Genomic DNA, 16,624 nt, shown 5'->3' with positions numbered 1-16,624 from the left:
CTTAAAGCTCCGTCGGCCAACGCCGCAAACGCCGCAACGCCACGCCGGTCAGCAGCGCGGCCAGCAGCAACAGCCAGGCCGCGAACGGCAAGGTCGCGGCGACCCGCGCCGATGCCGGCAGCTCGGCGCCGAGGTAGACCGGGATCGCCTCGAACTCGGCGAAGTTCATCCGCCCGTAGCTGTTGGGCGGACGCGGCGTCGGCGTAGCGATCTCGCGCTGGATGCGTGGATAGAACCAATCGCGCAGGCGCAGCTGGTAAGCGCGGGTCTGCTCCTCGAAGCGGCGATGGCGATCGCTGTCGGTACCGGCGAGCACGGAAAGCGCCTGTTCCAGGCCGAGCGAGGGCGACACATAGCCGGCCCAGTCCGAGACGCGTTCGCGCGCCGCGCGCGCCGCCAGTTGACGTTCGCGCAATGGCGCCAAGCGTCGCTCCAGCTCCGGCGCGAGAAAGGTCATGCGCGTCGCGTAATCGATCTTCGCGACGCGATCGGTCGCTCCGGCCAGATCGGTGCGCGCGCGGAACATCGCGGTCACGATCGCGTCGCGCTCGCTGCCGATCGCATCGTTGGCGCGGCGCTGCGCATCGACGTAGGCCACCGGCGTGGGCGCATCGCCCAGGCGATCGGCCCAGGCGCTGCCGAGCAACGGCAGGCCGATCACCAGCGCCGCCCACAGCGCGCCCATCAGACTGATCGCGCCGGCGGCGCTCGGCCACGCCGACACCACGACGAATCCCAGCGCGGCCCAGAACGACAGGTAGGCCACCACCAGTGCCGCCGACGCGAACAGTTCCGGCATCGCCGCGGTCGCGTCGACCCCGGCGAACAACAGACTCACCACCAACAACAGCAGCGTCGCTGGCGCTAGCCAGGCGAAGATCGCGGCGACGCGCGCGCCGAGCCACGCCCGCGGCCCGACCCGCTGCGCGGCGATCAGCCGCAACATGCCGTGGTCGCGCTCGAACGTGGACAACAGACCGATCAACAGGATCGTCGCCACCGGCAACAGATAAATCAGCACGAAGCCCAGATCGAACCGGCCCAACCCGAGCCCACGCGGGTTTTCGAAGTCGTACGCGGGTTCGGCGCCGAACGGCGTTTCCAGCTTGACCGGCAAGCGGCTGGGCATCAGATCGCTGACCCCGACCGCGAGCGGCGACAGCGGCAGATGCGGCTTGTCGCTCTGCGCGCGCAGGAAATAACGGCTGAAACCGGCCACGTCGGTCGGGTCCTGCCAATACGGCACCGGGCTCTCGGCCGGCTCGGCGTAACGACGCGCGCGTTCGCGGATCTGCGCGGTCCAGGCCGCATCGGCGGCGTGGCTGCGCGCGATCGCCGCGGTCTGCGCGCGATGCAGGCTCGCGCCGCTGTACGCGCCCCACAGCATCGCCAGGCCGAGCAAGGTCACCACCATCCACAGCAGGCGCTGGCGGCCGATATGGCGCAGCTCCCAGGCCAACAGCGTGGCGAAACCCACCGTCACCGGCGCGGTATCGGCCGCGCGCACGCGCCCAGCCTCGTGTGCGATCGCGCTCATGGCTTCATCCTCCGCGCCGTCCACAGCAGCCCGGCCAGTGCGAGCGCGCTCCAACTCAGCAATGCGAACAGCGCCGCGGCGGCATTGCCCCACGCCGCGCCCAGCCGTGGCGGTTGATGACGGAATTCGGGAATCTGCGCCCACAGCGATTCGCCGGCGGTGTGGCGCGCTTGTTCGCCGTTGAGCGGATGCGCCATCACGTCCTGATTCATGCGATTGACCAGGGCGCGGCGGTAGCGCTCGGCGCCGTCGATGAAACCGCGGTGATGAACAAAATCGCTGCCGGCCAGCAGCGGCGACAGACTCTGCATCGCCGCCATCGGCGACAACCAGCCCATCGCGGCGTAGGCGCGGTCCTGCGCTTCGACCCGGTCGTAGAAGCCGCCGAGCACGCGATCGAAGACTTCGTGCGAATGGCGTTCGCTCAGGTCCAGCTCGGCGCCGCGCAGGTCCACGCTCAAGTCCTGCTTGCTGCGCGCGCCGTACTTGGCCAGCAAGGCGGCTTGATGCTTCTTGGCGTCCTCGGCGGTCCAGAACGATGGCGCCTGATCAATCAACTGCTGCTTGACCGCCTGCGACGACGGCAACGGCTGCGCGCGTTCGACCGCGCTGTTAGCCCAGCGCGGCAAGGCCAAACCAAACACGATCCACAGCCCGAACAGCAGCGCGAGCGCGCCGCGCACGCTGCCGGTCAGCATCGACACCGTCACCCCGACCGCGGTCAGCACCGCGAGATACAGCGACATCGCGCCGGCCCACAACAACAGCCGCAGCGCGATATCGCCGTCGAACGCATCCAGCGTCGCCGACGCGATCGTCGCCGCCAGCGTCACCGGCGCGACCAAGGTCGCCACCAATGCGAGCCAGATCGCCAGCGCCTTGCTCGCCACGATCGCGCGCGGCCGCAACGCCGCGCCGAGCGCCAGCCGCAAGGTGCCGCGTTCGCGGTCCATCGCCACCGCGGTGAACGCGAGCAGGAACGCGACCAGCGGCGCGAAACCGATCAGCAATCCGGCTGGACTGGTCAGACCGGCGCGCTGCAAGGCCGAGGCATCGCCTTGCGGCCGATACAGCATGTCGTTCTGCACATGCGCTTCCAGCCACACGGTCTGGCCGACGAAGGGCTCCACGCCCAGATCGAGCGCGGCCAGCACCGGCGTGGGCTTGAACGCGAAGATGCTGTAGTGCGCGGCCGAATGCGGATCTTTTTCGCCCTGGCCGAGCCAGCGCGCGCGTTCGGCGTGGGCGACTTCGGCCTTGGCGGTATTGGCGGCGGCGATCGCCGACAGATCGACCGCGAACGCGATCAGCACCAACACGCCCAGGCACAACAGCGCCCACCATGCGCGCCGGTCGCGACGCAGCAAGGTCCACTCGAAGCGGGTCAGCGAAGCGCTCATGCGGCCTGCCCGTCCACTGCGAGCAATTCCAGATACAGCGCCTCGATCTGCGCGGCCGACAACTCGGCAGTGTGGCGCTCAGTCAGCAACCGTCCGGCGCGCAGAATGCCGAGTCGATGCGCGACGTCCTTGACCCGATACAGATCGTGCGTCGCCATCAGCACCGCGATGCCGCGCCGCGACGCCGCGCGCACGCCTTGCGACAGATCGTTGGCCGCGCTCGCGTCGAGGCCCGAGGTCGGTTCGTCGAGCAACAGCAGTTGCGCGTTCTTGGCCAATGCGATCGCCAAGCCGACCTTCTGCCGCATACCCTTAGAAAAACCGGCGGCGCGGCGCGCATGCGCTTCGTCCTGCAAGCCCGCTTCGCTGAGCAGCGCGCGCGCCTGCGCCTCGTCGAGCCGGCGTCCGCCGAGCAGAGCGAAGTAGCTCAGGTTCTCGATCGCGCTCAGGGTCGGGTGCAGCATCACCGTTTCCGGCAAGTACGCGATCTTCGCGCGCGCGCCCAGCGGATCGCGGTCCACGCGCACGTCGGCGACTTCGATATGCCCCGACTCGGGCGTCAGGAAGCCGAGAATCAGATTGAGCGTGGTGGTCTTGCCGGCGCCGTTCGGACCGAGCAAGGCATACACCTCGCCCGGCGCGATCGTCATCGACAAGGCGTCCAGCGCATGCCGATCGCCGAAGTCCTTGCGCACCGCGTGGATCTGCAAGGTCGGGGTTTGCCGCGGACTGGGCGGCGCTTGCAACAGGCTCATAGGTTCACCTTGAAAGTCAGCTCGACGCTACGCGGCGCGCCGATCACGATCTGGTCGGCCGCGCCGCCGGACCAATCGGCGTAGAACGCGTCGGTCAAATTGCGTCCGAACAATGCGATCTCGCCGAACGGCAAGCGGTACGCGACCGACGCGTCCCACACCGTGTGCGCGGCGACGCGGATGCTGTTGGCGTTGTTGGTGTAGAACGCGCCGACATGGCGCGCGCCGCCGCCGAGGGTGATCGGCACGCGCTCGAAGCGGTAACTCGCGAACAGGTTGGCGACGCGTTCGGGCACGTTCGGCGGGACATTGCCGGCGCGATCCACGCCGCCGGCTTCGCGCAACTCGTCGAAGCGCGCATCCAGCACCGCCACGCTCGCGTCCACATGCAGCGCGCGGGTCAGCGCGGCCGAAGCCGAAAGCTCGATACCGCGCGAGGATTGCCGGCCGCCCTGGATCGACACATTGGCGTTGGCCGGATCGCGGGTGACGATATCGTCCTGCTCGATCCAGTAACCGCCCGCGCTCAACTCGACGCGATCCTGCCAGAACGAACTCTTGACCCCGACATCGACCGCGCGCCCGTGAGTCAACTCGAACTTCGAGTTCGCCAGCGACAGCAGCGGCAGGCTGCCGACCGGCGCGACCGCTTCGCTGTACTGGGCGAACAGCTGGGTCTTAGGCGTCAGATCGAACACCGTGCCCAGCCGCCACGACAACGGCTCGTAGCGACGTTCGAAACGGCTGACGCTGCCAGTATTGAAATCGCGGATGCTGCGTTCGAGTTCGATCCGGTCGTAGCGCAGCCCGGCCAGCAGCAGCCAGCGCGGGGTCAGGTTGAGCGCGTCCTCGAGAAACAGCGACGCCACCCGCGTGTTCGAATCGAAATCGACCCGATTGCCGGCGCCCGGGAAATTGATCGCGTTGTCGTCGAACGAAACCCGGCCGCGCACCGGCGCGAACGGATCGACCGCGGTAGTGGTGCCAAAGCGGCGCATCACCGCGAAGTCACCGTCGGTGAATTCGACGCCAACCGAAGCCCGGTTGCGCCGTCCGCCGATCACTGCATCCGAAAACAGCGTCGCCCGCTCGTTCCAGAACTGATGATCGTGCTCGATCCGGGTGGTGCCGCGATCGAGCAAGCCGCTGCGACGGTTGTAGGTATACGTCTCCGAATTCAACCAGCGCCGATGCGCGTCGTAATAGCTGAACTCGTTAGTGAAACGCAGGCCATCGCTGAGCTGCCAGGCAATCCGCGTGCGCAACCAGTCGCTGCGCGAATCCTGCACGCCGTTGCCGACGTTGTAGTTGCGATCGCGCATCGCCTTGTCCAGCACCAAGCCGTTGCCGGTGCGGACCAGGCCGCTAGGATCGCGCGCGATCGCCGCCGGGATCAGCGGCGTGCCCCAGTACGCGGTGTCGTAGTCGTCCTCGAAGTGATCCAGGGCGATGTCGATATCGAGCGTGTCGCTAGGCCGCCAGCGCGCGGCCAGGGTGGCCGAGGTCGAATCGCTGGCGGTGCCGTCGACATAGCCGTCGCCGCTGCGACGGCTGACGATCGCGCGCAGGGCGAGGTCGTCGCCGACCGGCAGGTTCGCGTCGAGCGCATAACGCTGGCTGCCGAAACTGCCCCAGCCGGCCAGGGCCGAAAACGCCTGGCCGTCGAAGTTCGGCCGCTTGGGCACCAGGTTGATCGCGCCGGCCAGCGCGCCTTCGCCGTACAGCACCGAGGCCGGGCCCTTGAGCACTTCGATGCGTTCGAAGCTCCAGTTGTCGAAGTCGCGGGTGATCAACGGCGCCGCGGTCTGGCGCACGCCGTCGATCAGCAACGCGATCGCGCCGCCGCTGAAGCCACGCATCGAGGTCATGCCCGGCGACGACGGCAGTTGCCCGGCCAGCACCCCGGGCGCGGCGTTGAGCGCTTCCACGCTGCCGCGCAGGCCGCGCGCCTGTATCTGGTCCTGGGTCAGGACCTCGACCATGGCCGGGGTCTCGCGCGCGCTCAGGCCGAGCCGTGAGCCGGTGCTGTTGGGGCTGTCGAGCGAGGCCGCCGGGACGGCGACGCCTTCGACCGTGATCCGGTCGAGCAGCTTGGGCGAGGCGCCTCCGGCCGATTCGTTGGCCGCGCTATCGGCCGCCGCATCGGCCGGACGGCCCGGTGTCGCGACGTCCCGCGCATGGGCCGGCAAGGCCGCCACGACCGCGCACGCGAGCATCGCCCGCGCTATGTAGACCGCCCCTGGGCGGTCGCCCTGACTGCATTTGCTCACTGTGATCCGCGCCCCGAAGAAAGTGTGAATTGTAACGTTATATTATTTCAATTCGACCGCAATGTAAGTCGCGGTGCGGGGCACGTCAATACGCATCGCCTAGATTTCGTCTGGCGAATCGGGTGGCGGCGCACGCCGAGGCGCCCGCGCTCTTGCGAGCGCAGGCAATCGGGAAGGGAGATCAGCGGCTAACTGCACGCCCACGTCGCGCGCGGACGAGTGCGGTAGCGCAACGAGCGGCAGGCGTGCGCGCGCAGCCAGGCGAACGCAGGAGGGCGAGCGATGACGCGCCCACCGCCGCGTCGGGCGGCTCAGCCGAGCCGGATGAAATCGTTCGAGGCGCAGCGACGGGTGCGCTTGGCCACTTCGAACCCGTTGGCCGAACCCTTGTGGTCGGTGTTGCCTTCGATGCTCAGGAAGCTTTCGCCGTCCCCGTCGAAGGCGAAGCCGGTGTGGACCCAATCGCTCGCGGTCTTGCGCACCAGGAAGATGCCGCAGGCGCCGAGCGCGGCGAAGCCCGGACTGCCGCTGACCACCGACTTGCCCGCGACGAAGCGGCCGGCGTCCTTGGCTTGGCGCGCGAGTTCGTCGCAGCCGAAGCTGCCGGCGATCGGCGCGCTGCGCCCGGCCTTGTCGGCCGCCTGCTGCAGCACGGTGCTGACGAAGCCGGCGCACCACAGCATGGCGTCGCCCTCGCTGCCCTTCATGTACAGGCGCACCCAGGGGCCGCGATTGGCGCCGCCGAGTTCAACCGGATGCGCGGCCAGATGCTGCTCGGCGAACCAGCGCACCAATTGCGGATACGGCTTGTTCGGCGCGCTCGCCGGCAAGGCCACCACGCGCGCCATCGGTTCGACCAGCGCGTTCCACACTGGCTGATTCAGGCTGCCGGCGTACGCCAGTTGCTTACCCGCGGCGAAGGCTTCGATCGCGCGGTTCGTGGCCGGGCCGAACTTGCCGTCGATCGGCGTGCCGTTGCCGTGATACCCCAGCCATTCCTGGATGCGCCGGGTCCCCGCGCCGCTGGCGCCGTTGCTCAATGCGCCCGGAAATTCCAGCTCGCGACGCACATAGGTTTGATCCTGCAAAGGCATGGCCTTACTCCCTGGAAACTACTACGTCCATGAACACGACGGCCCGACGGCATGCGCGCCACACGGGCATGCGCCGCGCATCGGCGGTCGTCGCGGTGTTCGCGGCGGCACCGCGCTTGCGCGGGCCGCGACCTCATAGCCAACGCCACGGGCCGGCGCGGACGGTCAGCGCGGAAGTGTTCGGATTTGCATCATTTGGCGCGCGACGGCCAATGCATCGATCGCGGCGCGCGCCCGCGCAGCTCAGGTCGCGTCGTGGAAGATCACCCCGAGGGTATGCCGCTCGCCCGCGCGCAAGTGGCTCACGCCATGCCGCATCGCCACCCGGTAATAGCCGCGCGCGCCGCGCACCGGCCGCTGATTGACCGCGAACACCACCGCGTCACCCTGGCGCAGCGGCACGACCTCGACCCGCGACTGCATGCGCGGCCGTTGTTCGGTCAACACGAACTCGCCACCGTCGAAATCGCGTCCGGGCTCGGACAGAAGAATCGCAAGCTGCAGCGGGAACACATGCTCGCCGTACAGATCCTGATGCAGGCAGTTGTAATCGCCGGCGCGATAGCGCAACAGCAACGGTGTCGGCCGGGTCTGTCCCGCGGCGTGGCAGCGATCGAGAAAGCCCTGCAGCGTCGGCGGATACTCCAGGCTCTGGCCGAGCTTTTCGTTCCAGGCCTGGGCGATGCGCGCCAGGTGCGGATAGAACGCTTCGCGCAGGTCGTGCACTGGCGACGGCAGGGGATAACGGAAGTATCGGTATTCGCCGCGACCGAACCCATGCCGCGCCATCACCACCCGGCTGCGATACAACGCCTCCTCGTCGTAGCCGCGCGCCAGCGCCTCGCATTGCGACGGACTCAACACGCCGGGCAACAGCGCATGTCCGCTCGCATCGAGCGACGCGGCCAATGCAGTCCAGTCGCGCCGATCGATTCGAGGGAGCAGTGCTTCGCGTGGTTGCGACAACACAGTGCCGGCTTCAGTTTGGTCGGCGTTCATACGGCTCTCATGCATGACGAATGTCATCGATGATTCGCGCATTCGCGCGCGCCGTATATCCGCTGCTTGCGCTGTGGCGCGGGTTTCATCGCCGACCTTGCCGAATGTGTCGCGTGCATATTCAGCCGCGAGCAAGAATGTCGCGCCAAATTCCGGAAAACGATTTCGAAACCCGAAAAAATCCATGACCAATGGGCTACGAAAACGTCCAAGTACCGTAAGCAGAACGTTTAGTTCCTGTAAAAAACACCGAAAAATTCAGCTTCGATTGAAGCGCGATGACGATACTGCGCACACCGAATCCATTGGATGCCTCGCACGAGGCGCGAGATTCGGAATAAAACCAATAAAGAGGCTATGACCTTTATGAAGCGCGCATTGCTTGCCCTCACCCTCGCCGCCGCCATTCCGTTCGCCGCTTCGGCAGCCGAAGGCGTTTCCTACAACTACGTCGAAGCCGGTTACGCCAAGACCGACGCCAAGTCGAGCTTCGCCGACTCCGACGGCTGGGCCGTCAACGGCTCCTACGCGTTCGCTCCGAACTTCCATGTGTTCGGCGGTTACAGCAAGCAGGAGACCGATGCGAAGAACATCGTCTTCGGCAACGGCGTGTTCCGCACCCCGAGCATCGATGTCGACAACTGGAACGTGGGCGTGGGTTACAACCACGAACTGACCAAGCGCGTCGACCTGCTGACCCGCGTCGCTTATCAGCAGAGCAAGGCCGACGTGAACGGCCTGAGCATCAGCGACAAGATCAAGGGCGGCAGCGTCGAAGCCGGCGTTCGCGGCACCCTGACCCCGAATTGGGAAGGCTACGCACTGGCCGGTTACCAGGACTACGACAAGGGCTACGACGGCAAGTTCTACGGCCGCGTCGGCACCTTGGTGAAGTTCAACCAGAGCTGGGGCATCACCGCCGACGCCAAGTTCCTCGACGGCGGCGAAAAAGAGTTCTTCGTCGGGCCGCGCTTCAGCTTCTAAGAAAGCGCTACCGACCAGTACTCCGCACCAATCGCGATTCTTCTCTCTCTCTCCCCCTGAATCGTCGCGATCGAGCCCGGCTGAAAAGCCGGGCTCTTTTTTTTGCGCCGCGAAATCGCGACCGGCGATCGCATCGAGTCGCCGCCGCGCGCATCACGGATCGACACATCGCACCCACGCGAACCCGACGCGGCGATGGCCGCGTTCGATATGGATGAAGGCAGTGAGAGTCGGCCGACGCGCCAGCGCGTCACGGCCGCAAGCGACGGCTCAACCGAACAGGTCGGCCGGGTACTCGGGCTTCTGTTCGCGCGACAGCAGCTTGCGCAAACCGTCGGTAGGAGTGATTTCGCCGTGCAGCACCGCGCGCACCGCGTTGGAGATCGGCAGTTCGATGCCGTGACGTTCGGCCTGGCGCATGACTTCGTCGGCGGTCTGCACCGATTCGACCACCTGACCGATCTCGCGCACCGCGTCTTCGATCGACTGGCCGCGGCCGAGGGCAAGGCCCAGGCGGCGGTTGCGCGACAGATCGCCGGTGCAGGTCAGGACCAGATCGCCGAGACCGGCCAGGCCCATCAGGGTCTCGGGCTGGCCGCCGATCGCCTGGTTCAAGCGCAGCATTTCGTTGAGGCCGCGGGTGATCAGGCCGGCGCGCGCGTTGAGGCCGAGCTGCATGCCGTCGGCGACGCCGGTGGCGACCGCGAGCACGTTCTTCATCGCGCCGCCGAGCTCGGCGCCGAGCATGTCGTCGCCGGTGTAGGCGCGAAACGCTGGGCCGTGCAACGCATCGGCCACCGACTGGGCGAACGCCGCGTCGTCGGAATGCACGGTCAGCGCGGTCGGCAGGCCTTGCGCGACTTCCTTCGCGAACGAGGGACCGGTGACCACCGCCAGCGGCACGTCCGCGCCGAGCACTTCGCCGGCGACTTCATGCAGAAAACGGCCGCTGCCGGGTTCGAAACCCTTGGTCGCCCAGGCCACGCCGGCGTGCGGCGGCCGGTGCGGCGCCAGTTGGCGCAGGGTTTCGGCGAAGGCGTGCGAGGGCACGACGACCAGTACGAGGTCGGCGTCCTTGAGCGCGGCGGCCAGGTCGGTGGTCGCGCGCAAGGATTCGGGCAGTGCGATGCCCGGCAGGTAACGCGGGTTTTCGTGTTGCGTGTCGATGGCCGCGGCGCCGTCGGCGTCGCGGCCCCACAGCACGGTCGGATGACCGTGACGGGCGATCAGGGCCGCGAGCGCGGTGCCCCAGGAACCGGCGCCGAGCACCGCGATGCGCGGTTTCGGAGCGGTGGTGGCCGAGGCGGGTGAATTCATGCGCGCGGGCGGGCCCTGAAAGTGATCGGACTCAGGCGTTGCCGGCGGTTTCCGCGTCGGCGAGGTTGTCGCCGCCCTGGGCGCGCTGGCGCATGCCTTCTGCGTACAGCGCGTCGAAGTTGATCGGCTGCAGGAAGAACGGCGGGAAGCCGCCGGCCTGGATCAGATCGCTGACCAGCTGGCGCGCGTACGGGTACAGCACGTTCGGGCAGTGGGTGCCGAGCATCGCGTCGAGGGTCTGGGCGTCGAAGCCGACCAGGCCGAACACGCCGGCCTGCTTCACTTCGGCCAAGTACATCGACTTTTCGTTGGCGGTGCAGGTCAGGGTCACGCCGAGCACGACCTCGTAGGCGTTCTCGCCGACGCGCTGGACGTTCTGCGACAGGTTCAGCTGCAGCTGCGGCTGCGCGGTCTCGGCGAAAACCGCCGGGGCATTGGGCACCTCGAAGGACACGTCCTTGACGTAGATCTTCTCGACGGTGAACGCGGGGCCGGTTGCGGCTTCGGCCGGCGCTACTGCGCCGTTGACGGTTTCTTCGGACATCGGGTGACTCCCCCAGCGGAATTGAAATCGGAAAAGAGGTCGATTATGCCCGCTCGCGCGGACCGGGACCAAACGCCCGGCCGGGTTCGCCCCTGCGGCCCGTCATCGACGACGAGTCGAGTGAATTGAGGCGGGGCCGGCGCCAATCAAGGGCACGGGCGGCAATCGCTCACGGATTGAGCCAGTGTGGGCGCGGCGCGTGGCGTATTCGCGACACGCGGCCGGTTCTCGCGACGGCGGTTCGGTCTGACAGCGGGCCGGTCAAGGCACGCCGGTTCAGCCGCGGCCCTTGATCAGCGGCAGATCGGCCTGCTGCCAGGCCTGGACGCCGCCGTCGAGCCAATAGACCTGTTCGAACCCGGCCTTCTTGAGCCGCTTGGCGGCGTCGGCCGAGGCCTGGCCGGTGCGGCACACCGCGACCACCGGCAGCGCCTTGGCGTTGGCCAGCAGCTTGCTTTCCGGGTCGAACTGGCTGACCTGGACCGAACGGCTGCCGGCGATATGGCCTTTTTCGAACTCGCCGCTCGCCGACAGGTCGATCACCAGGGCGTTGTCGCGGTTGATCAGCGCGGTCAGCTCGGCCGGGCGCAGGGCCTTGTAGCCGCGGAACAGGCGCGCGATCTCGGTGTAGACGATGGCGACGGTCAGACCGACGAAGCCCAGCGACAGGTACATGTGGCGGCCGGCGAATGCCAGCAGTTCATCAAAGCTCACGGAAGGCGGACTCACGCACGGGGCGAATCGGGGCGGGGGCCGGCACGGCCCTCGCGGGGCGGCGATTGTCGCCCAGGGCGGGCTGGCAAGCAAAACGGGGTGGGGTCGAGGCGGTCTGCGACGTGCGCTAACCCAACATAAGCGTTACTCAAGCCCCTCTCCCGCGCGTGGGAGAGGGGTTGGGGTGAGGGGCCGGCAGATCACGCATGCCCTCATCCGCCCTGGCGGGCACCTTCTCCCGCGAGCGGGAGAAGGACTCGAGCGCGAGAAGGATTCAAAGGAACTGAGGCTTACTGCCCTTCCCAGAAATCCGGCAGGCCGCTGATCAGCCACCAGGTCTTGATTTCCGGGTCCCATTCCCAGGCCTCGGTGTAGCGCACGTTGCGCTCGGCCAGGGTGTGGCGGTTGATCACGCCGATGTTGACCAGGCGCACCGCGGTGCCCTTTTCCTTGTCCGCGCTGCTGCCGACGTCGGCGTAACCGGACACCTGGATCTGCTTGTAGCGCTCCAGCTGCAACGGCGTCGGCGCCATCTTGGCGCGCAGCTCGGGCTTCATCAGATTGACCGCGCCCTCGAAATCGCCCCAGCGGATCGCCGCCGAGTAGTTGTACTGCATCTCGCTGAGCTTGTTGTTCTGGGTGCCGGTGGTCTGGCAGGCGGTCAGCGCGAAAGCAAACAGGCAGGACAGCAGCACGAATTTCAGCAGGCGCATCGCGGACTCCGGCGGAGGGAACGTTCGGCGTGCATCCTACCTGCCGCGTCAGGGCTTAGCGATGGCCACGTAGCGCGCGGTGAACTCGGTCGCGATGCCGCCCTCGGGCAACAGCGCGCGCGCGACCAGCGAGGTGCGGGCGCGGCGGCGTTCGCGCAGGGTGGCCAGGAAGCTGTTCCAGTCGGCCTCCGGCGCCAGCTCGGCATGCACTTCCAGGTCGGCGAACAGCGGCGCCAGGTAGCGGATCTGGCTGTCGGCGACGAACACCTCGGCCTGCAGCCCGGCGCGTTCCAGCCCCAGCGACACCAGGCCCCACGAGGCCAGGGTCATCATCGACGCCAGACTGCCGCCGAAGGCGCAGCCCTTGTCGTTGAGGTGATGCGCCAGCGGCGCGCGCAGGCGCAGGCGCGTACCGTCGTAGCCGGCGACGGAAACCTGCATGGCCGCGACCGGCGGCATGGACTGGTAGTGCTGTTGCAGACGTTGCTGAGCGGCATCTAAGGGCATCGGGACTGGCTACGTTGGGGGAAAGAATGAGGCGGAACGAAAGCGGCGACCTGGAGCGAACACGTGACGGTTTCATGTCGACCCATGCGCTGTGCGCGATGCGTCGACACACGCGATCGCGATGGCCCGCGACCGTCGGCGACTGCACGCGATGCGGACACTGTGCGAAGCTGATCGCATGAGCCGCACGCCGCGACAACCGCCGCAACAAACGACGCGATGGTACGTGATCTCGTTGCGCCCGAGCGACGAGCATGAAGCATTGCGCGCGATAGCAAAACGATACGGCGGCGCATTGATCGAACTGTCACCTTGGTCGGTGCATACGCATAACAACGCTACGACGCGACGCGCGCTCGCGGATGCGCTCGACGCGACGCATATCGTCGTCACCAGCCCGAATGCAGCGCGGGCGCTGCACGATCTGCATGCGGCCGATCAGCGCAGCGATGCGCCGTCGATGCGTTCCACACTGCGGCGCATGGATCAGCATTGGTATGCGGTCGGCGCAAGCACGGCAGCGCGATTGCGCGAGATCGGCATCGATGAAGTCGCATCGCCCGAACGCATGACCAGCGAAGGCCTGCTCGATCTGCCGTCGTTGCAACAACTGCATGGAAGCAGTGTCGGCTTGATCACCGCGCCGGGCGGACGCGGCGTGCTCGCGCCGGCGTTCGAGGCACGCGGCGCGCGCGTGTTGCGCGCGGACATTTATCGACGCGAGCCTTCGACCCTGTCGCGCTTCGCGATCGCGCAGGTGATCGGACTCGACGCGCCGGCCGTGCTCGCCTTGTCCAGCGGCGAAGCATTGCGGCACGTGTTCGCGCAACTGCCCGACGACGCGGCGACGCGACTGCGCGACGCGCACGTCAGCGCGGCCAGCGAACGCCTCGCCGAACTGGCGCGGAGCCTGGGCTTCGCCGAGATCACGCTGGCGGCCGGACCGCGGCCGGAGGATTTGCTCGACCCCGCCGTGCTGGCGCGGCTGCCCGGGGTGACGCTCACCGAGCCGGAGCCGAGGGCGTCGCCCGGGAACGATTGAGGTCGCGCGCCCGCGCATGGGCGACGCGAATCGGCGCCGACCCGGCCGACCGCGCCATCGCCAGCCGCGCCAGCGGCCGGCCATTTGCGCCGTCAAGGCGGTCTTGATGCGCTCATCCGGTAGCATGGCCGGGTCATGAACGTCCCCCTCGATACCGTGTCCTCGACTCCCTCCGCTTCCGCGCCGCCGCGGCGTGGCTCCAATGGCTGGCTGTGGCTGCTGATCGTGCTGCTGATCCTCGGCGGCGGCGGTTGGTACGGCTGGCGCGAATGGCAGCACCGGCAGGCGCGCGAACTCGCCGCCGAAGCCGATGCCGACCAGCGGCTGGACGCGCTGGACCAGCGCCTGAGCACCTTGCGCACCAATCAGGACGCACAGAACCGCCGCATCGTCCAGGCCGACAGCACCAACCGCGTGCTGCGCGATGAACTGCACGGGATCGGCCAGCGCGCCGCGCTGATTGAGGACAGCGTGTCCAAGCTCGCCGACCCGGACCGCCACGGCGCCCAGGCGATGCGCCTGGACGAAACCGAACTGCTGCTGAGCCTGGGCCAGCAGCGGCTGCTGATCGCCGGCGACCTGGAAGGCGCGCGCCGCGCCTACGCCCTGGCCGGTGGCGTGCTCGACGGCATCGACGATCCGGCCTACCTGAGCCTGCGCCAGACCCTGCTGCAGGAAACCGCCGCGCTCAAGGAACTGGGAATCGAACCGCGGGTGCAGGCCATGGCCAAGCTCGACGCGCTCGCCCAAGGCCTGAGCCTGCCGCCCGACACCGCGACCTCCGCCGCGCCGGTGCTGGCGCCGTGGTGGCAGCGCGCGTTCGGTACCCTGGTCGAAAGCCAGCCGGTCGATCGCACCGTGGCCGCGCACCCGACCGACCGCGCCGCCGCGCTGGCCGGCCTGCAACTGGAAATCTCGCTGGCCCGCGCCGCCGCCGAACGCCGCGACGCGCCGGGTCTGCGCACCGCGCTGAGCCGCGCGGAGTATTGGGTGCAGCGCCTGTCGGCCGCCTCGCCCGTGCAGCAACGGCAGCTCGCGCAGCTGCGCGAAATCGCCGCGCTGCCGCTTTCACTCTCGGTTCCTACCCTGGGCACCACACTGCAGCAATTGCGCCAGCTGCGTACGGCCCACTGATCCGGCCGCAACGCACGCCCGCGTCGTCGCATACGCATCAACGCGCGCGCCTGGACGATTCCCGGCGCGCGAGTCAGAGCAAGGAGCCACCGCAATGAATCTGTTCCGCAATCTGCTGTTCTGGATCGTGCTCGCGCTGGTCGGCGCGTTGGCCGCGCAACTGCTGGTGCAGGATCCGGGCAAGGTCGTCGTCACCTACGGCGGCATGAACTATTTCACCAACGTGCCCAAGGCACTGCTGATGCTGATCGGCGGATTGCTGGCGCTGTGGCTGGTGTGGAAGGTGCTCAGCCTGCCATTCACCGCGGTGCGCCGGCATCGCAAGAAGCAGGCGCGCGCGCGTCTGATCGATGGCCTGGATGCGCTGCATCAGGGCCATTGGACCCGCGCCGAGAAATCGTTGGCGCAGGCCGCGCGCAACCACGACGTGGCCGCGATCGCCGGCGTCGCCGCCGCGCGCGCCGCCGCCGCGCGCGGCGATACCGCGGCGAAGGTGCAATACCTCGATGCTCTGGCCGCCGACCATCCGGTCGCGCGCGCCCTGGCCGCCGCCGATCTGGCATTGGCCGAAGACCGCCCCGGCGACGCGCTCGCCGCGCTCGACATGCCGACCGCGCAGCCGCTGCCGCCACGTGGCCTCGCCCTGCGCGCGCAGGCGCTGGCCGCGCTCGGCCGCGCAGGCGAGGCCTACGGTTTGCTCGGCGCACTGCGCCAGCACAACGTCTGGCCGGCCGAACGCCTGAGCCAGTACGAAGCCGCCTGGGCCGAAGCCGCGCTGCGCGAAGCCGCCGACGCGAACGTGCTCGCCGATCACTGGGAAACCCTGCCCAAGCCGCTCAAGACCGATCCCGCCGCGGTCGCCGCCTACGCCGAACGCGCCGCCGCGCTGCGCTGGGAGGAAGCCGCCGCCAAGAGCCTGGAACAGGCCTTGGACACGCGCTGGGACGAATCGCTGGCCGCGCTCTACGGCCGCCTGCCGATCGGCCGCCTCGACGCGCGCCGCGCCAACGCCGAACGCTGGCTGCAGGCCCATCCCGGCAGCCCCGGCTTGCTGGTGACCCTGGCCCGCCTCGCCCGCGCGCAGGGCCAGTGGCCTCAGGCCGAAGCCTATCTGCACCGCGCCCTGGCCCAGGGCGCCAACAGCGAAGCCTGGGAAGAACTCGGCCACGGCTTCGCCCAGGTCGGCGACGAAAACCGCGCGCGCCTGAGCTACGTCAACGCCCTGCGCGCCGGCCGCGGCGAAGCGATCACCGAATTGCCGGGGCGCGATCTGCGGCAGAAGTTGTTCGATGAGGCGGTGATCGAGGAACGCGATGAATTCGGGATGCCGCGGTTGCGGGGTTGAGCCGCCTCGTTATTCGTCCGCCGGAACGGCCGCCTTCGGGGCGGCCGTTTTGTTTTTGGGGCTGTGCGTTACGCGAATGCAGGTGGCTGTTATTGCGTCGGGTTCGAGGCACGCGCGGCGTTTGAGGTCGTCGGCTCGAGTGCGGTTTTCGATGTTGTCGTGGTGACGCGGTCGCGGCTTGCGCCACTCCTACAGGGGGGGCACCGGCTTCTGCTCGGGCTTGAAGCCGCGCAGTTCATCCAGCGCTGCGAAGCCATGCGCTCGCGAGG

At 68.2% G+C, this 16,624-nt stretch carries 15 protein-coding genes; 4 read left to right on the top strand and 11 right to left on the bottom strand.

The genetic code is table 11. The annotated features are described in order from the left end of the window. Position 1: 1 nt before the first annotated feature. From ASD86_RS17410 to ASD86_RS17385, 6 genes are all read right to left on the bottom strand, one after another. Positions 2-1,537 (bottom strand): DUF3526 domain-containing protein, encoded by a 1,536-nt coding sequence (locus tag ASD86_RS17410; RefSeq protein WP_157476785.1) that lies wholly within the window; start codon positions 1,535-1,537, stop codon positions 2-4. Further along, entirely contained in the window at positions 1,534-2,937 is a 1,404-nt protein-coding gene (locus ASD86_RS17405) for a DUF3526 domain-containing protein (protein WP_056113417.1), read from the bottom strand. Before ASD86_RS17405 ends, ASD86_RS17410 begins: the two co-directional genes overlap by 4 nt. After that, entirely contained in the window at positions 2,934-3,692 is a 759-nt protein-coding gene (locus tag ASD86_RS17400) for an ABC transporter ATP-binding protein (RefSeq protein ID WP_082578452.1), read from the bottom strand. Before ASD86_RS17400 ends, ASD86_RS17405 begins: the two co-directional genes overlap by 4 nt. After that, the gene (locus ASD86_RS17395; protein ID WP_056113414.1) at positions 3,689-5,908 is read right to left on the bottom strand and encodes a TonB-dependent siderophore receptor; all 2,220 of its coding nucleotides are present in this window, start codon (positions 5,906-5,908) and stop codon (positions 3,689-3,691) included. The genes ASD86_RS17400 and ASD86_RS17395 overlap by 4 nt, the downstream gene beginning before the upstream one ends. A gap of 365 nt (positions 5,909-6,273) precedes the next feature. Continuing rightward, entirely contained in the window at positions 6,274-7,056 is a 783-nt protein-coding gene (locus tag ASD86_RS17390) for a hypothetical protein (RefSeq protein WP_056113411.1), read from the bottom strand. Positions 7,057-7,299: 243 nt separating this feature from the next. After that, a complete protein-coding gene (locus tag ASD86_RS17385) occupies positions 7,300-8,055 on the bottom strand; it encodes a 2OG-Fe(II) oxygenase (RefSeq protein WP_056113408.1) in 756 nt (251 codons plus the stop codon). A 366-nt stretch (positions 8,056-8,421) separates the two neighbouring features. Between ASD86_RS17385 and ASD86_RS17380 the strand changes: the two genes are divergently transcribed. Further along, complete coding sequence (locus ASD86_RS17380; RefSeq protein WP_056113405.1) at positions 8,422-9,039, top strand: diffusible signal factor-reguated Ax21 faimly protein; 618 nt, start codon at positions 8,422-8,424, stop codon at positions 9,037-9,039. A 270-nt stretch (positions 9,040-9,309) separates the two neighbouring features. Here the strand turns inward: ASD86_RS17380 and ASD86_RS17375 are convergent, their stop codons facing one another. From ASD86_RS17375 to ASD86_RS17355, 5 genes are all read right to left on the bottom strand, one after another. Continuing rightward, positions 9,310-10,356 (bottom strand): NAD(P)H-dependent glycerol-3-phosphate dehydrogenase, encoded by a 1,047-nt coding sequence (locus ASD86_RS17375; protein WP_056113403.1) that lies wholly within the window; start codon positions 10,354-10,356, stop codon positions 9,310-9,312. A 31-nt stretch (positions 10,357-10,387) separates the two neighbouring features. Continuing rightward, positions 10,388-10,900 (bottom strand): protein-export chaperone SecB, encoded by a 513-nt coding sequence (gene secB / locus ASD86_RS17370; RefSeq protein ID WP_056113400.1) that lies wholly within the window; start codon positions 10,898-10,900, stop codon positions 10,388-10,390. A gap of 276 nt (positions 10,901-11,176) precedes the next feature. Continuing rightward, positions 11,177-11,614: a rhodanese-like domain-containing protein gene (locus tag ASD86_RS17365; protein WP_036107606.1), complete on the bottom strand. Its 438-nt coding sequence runs from the start codon at positions 11,612-11,614 to the stop codon at positions 11,177-11,179. 290 nt (positions 11,615-11,904) lie between these two features. Continuing rightward, entirely contained in the window at positions 11,905-12,327 is a 423-nt protein-coding gene (locus ASD86_RS17360) for a hypothetical protein (protein ID WP_036107603.1), read from the bottom strand. Positions 12,328-12,375: 48 nt separating this feature from the next. Further along, positions 12,376-12,834, bottom strand: coding sequence for a YiiD C-terminal domain-containing protein (locus tag ASD86_RS17355; protein ID WP_056113397.1), 459 nt, complete (start codon positions 12,832-12,834; stop codon positions 12,376-12,378). 178 nt (positions 12,835-13,012) lie between these two features. On the opposite strand from ASD86_RS17355, the gene ASD86_RS17350 reads away from it, so the two are divergent. The 3 genes from ASD86_RS17350 (at position 13,013) to ASD86_RS17340 (ending at position 16,355) form a co-directional block, all read left to right on the top strand. Further along, the gene (locus tag ASD86_RS17350) at positions 13,013-13,876 is read left to right on the top strand and encodes a uroporphyrinogen-III synthase (RefSeq protein WP_056113395.1); all 864 of its coding nucleotides are present in this window, start codon (positions 13,013-13,015) and stop codon (positions 13,874-13,876) included. A 135-nt stretch (positions 13,877-14,011) separates the two neighbouring features. After that, a complete protein-coding gene (locus ASD86_RS17345; RefSeq protein WP_056113392.1) occupies positions 14,012-15,010 on the top strand; it encodes a uroporphyrinogen-III C-methyltransferase in 999 nt (332 codons plus the stop codon). A gap of 94 nt (positions 15,011-15,104) precedes the next feature. Then, positions 15,105-16,355 carry a heme biosynthesis HemY N-terminal domain-containing protein gene (locus tag ASD86_RS17340; RefSeq protein WP_056113390.1) on the top strand — a complete coding sequence of 417 codons (1,251 nt, stop codon included), beginning with the start codon at positions 15,105-15,107 and terminating at the stop codon, positions 16,353-16,355. Positions 16,356-16,624: the final 269 nt, after the last annotated feature.

The sequence above is a fragment of the Lysobacter sp. Root690 genome (genome assembly GCF_001427785.1).
Lineage (GTDB): Bacteria > Pseudomonadota > Gammaproteobacteria > Xanthomonadales > Xanthomonadaceae > Lysobacter.
This window is presented reverse-complemented; position numbering and strand designations above follow the sequence as displayed.

Bases quoted from the DNA above. Each gene is read 5' to 3' on its own strand.
- ASD86_RS17410 (WP_157476785.1), bottom strand. From the start codon at position 1,537: ATGAGCGCGATCGCACACGAGGCTGGGCGCGTGCGCGCGGCCGATACC.
- ASD86_RS17405 (WP_056113417.1), bottom strand. From the start codon at position 2,937: ATGAGCGCTTCGCTGACCCGCTTCGAGTGGACCTTGCTGCGTCGCGAC.
- ASD86_RS17400 (WP_082578452.1), bottom strand. From the start codon at position 3,692: ATGAGCCTGTTGCAAGCGCCGCCCAGTCCGCGGCAAACCCCGACCTTG.
- ASD86_RS17395 (WP_056113414.1), bottom strand. From the start codon at position 5,908: ATGCTCGCGTGCGCGGTCGTGGCGGCCTTGCCGGCCCATGCGCGGGAC.
- ASD86_RS17390 (WP_056113411.1), bottom strand. From the start codon at position 7,056: ATGCCTTTGCAGGATCAAACCTATGTGCGTCGCGAGCTGGAATTTCCG.
- ASD86_RS17385 (WP_056113408.1), bottom strand. From the start codon at position 8,055: ATGAACGCCGACCAAACTGAAGCCGGCACTGTGTTGTCGCAACCACGC.
- ASD86_RS17380 (WP_056113405.1), top strand. From the start codon at position 8,422: ATGAAGCGCGCATTGCTTGCCCTCACCCTCGCCGCCGCCATTCCGTTC.
- ASD86_RS17375 (WP_056113403.1), bottom strand. From the start codon at position 10,356: ATGAATTCACCCGCCTCGGCCACCACCGCTCCGAAACCGCGCATCGCG.
- secB (WP_056113400.1), bottom strand. From the start codon at position 10,900: ATGTCCGAAGAAACCGTCAACGGCGCAGTAGCGCCGGCCGAAGCCGCA.
- ASD86_RS17360 (WP_036107603.1), bottom strand. From the start codon at position 12,327: ATGCGCCTGCTGAAATTCGTGCTGCTGTCCTGCCTGTTTGCTTTCGCG.
- ASD86_RS17355 (WP_056113397.1), bottom strand. From the start codon at position 12,834: ATGCCCTTAGATGCCGCTCAGCAACGTCTGCAACAGCACTACCAGTCC.
- ASD86_RS17350 (WP_056113395.1), top strand. From the start codon at position 13,013: ATGAGCCGCACGCCGCGACAACCGCCGCAACAAACGACGCGATGGTAC.
- ASD86_RS17345 (WP_056113392.1), top strand. From the start codon at position 14,012: ATGAACGTCCCCCTCGATACCGTGTCCTCGACTCCCTCCGCTTCCGCG.
- ASD86_RS17340 (WP_056113390.1), top strand. From the start codon at position 15,105: ATGAATCTGTTCCGCAATCTGCTGTTCTGGATCGTGCTCGCGCTGGTC.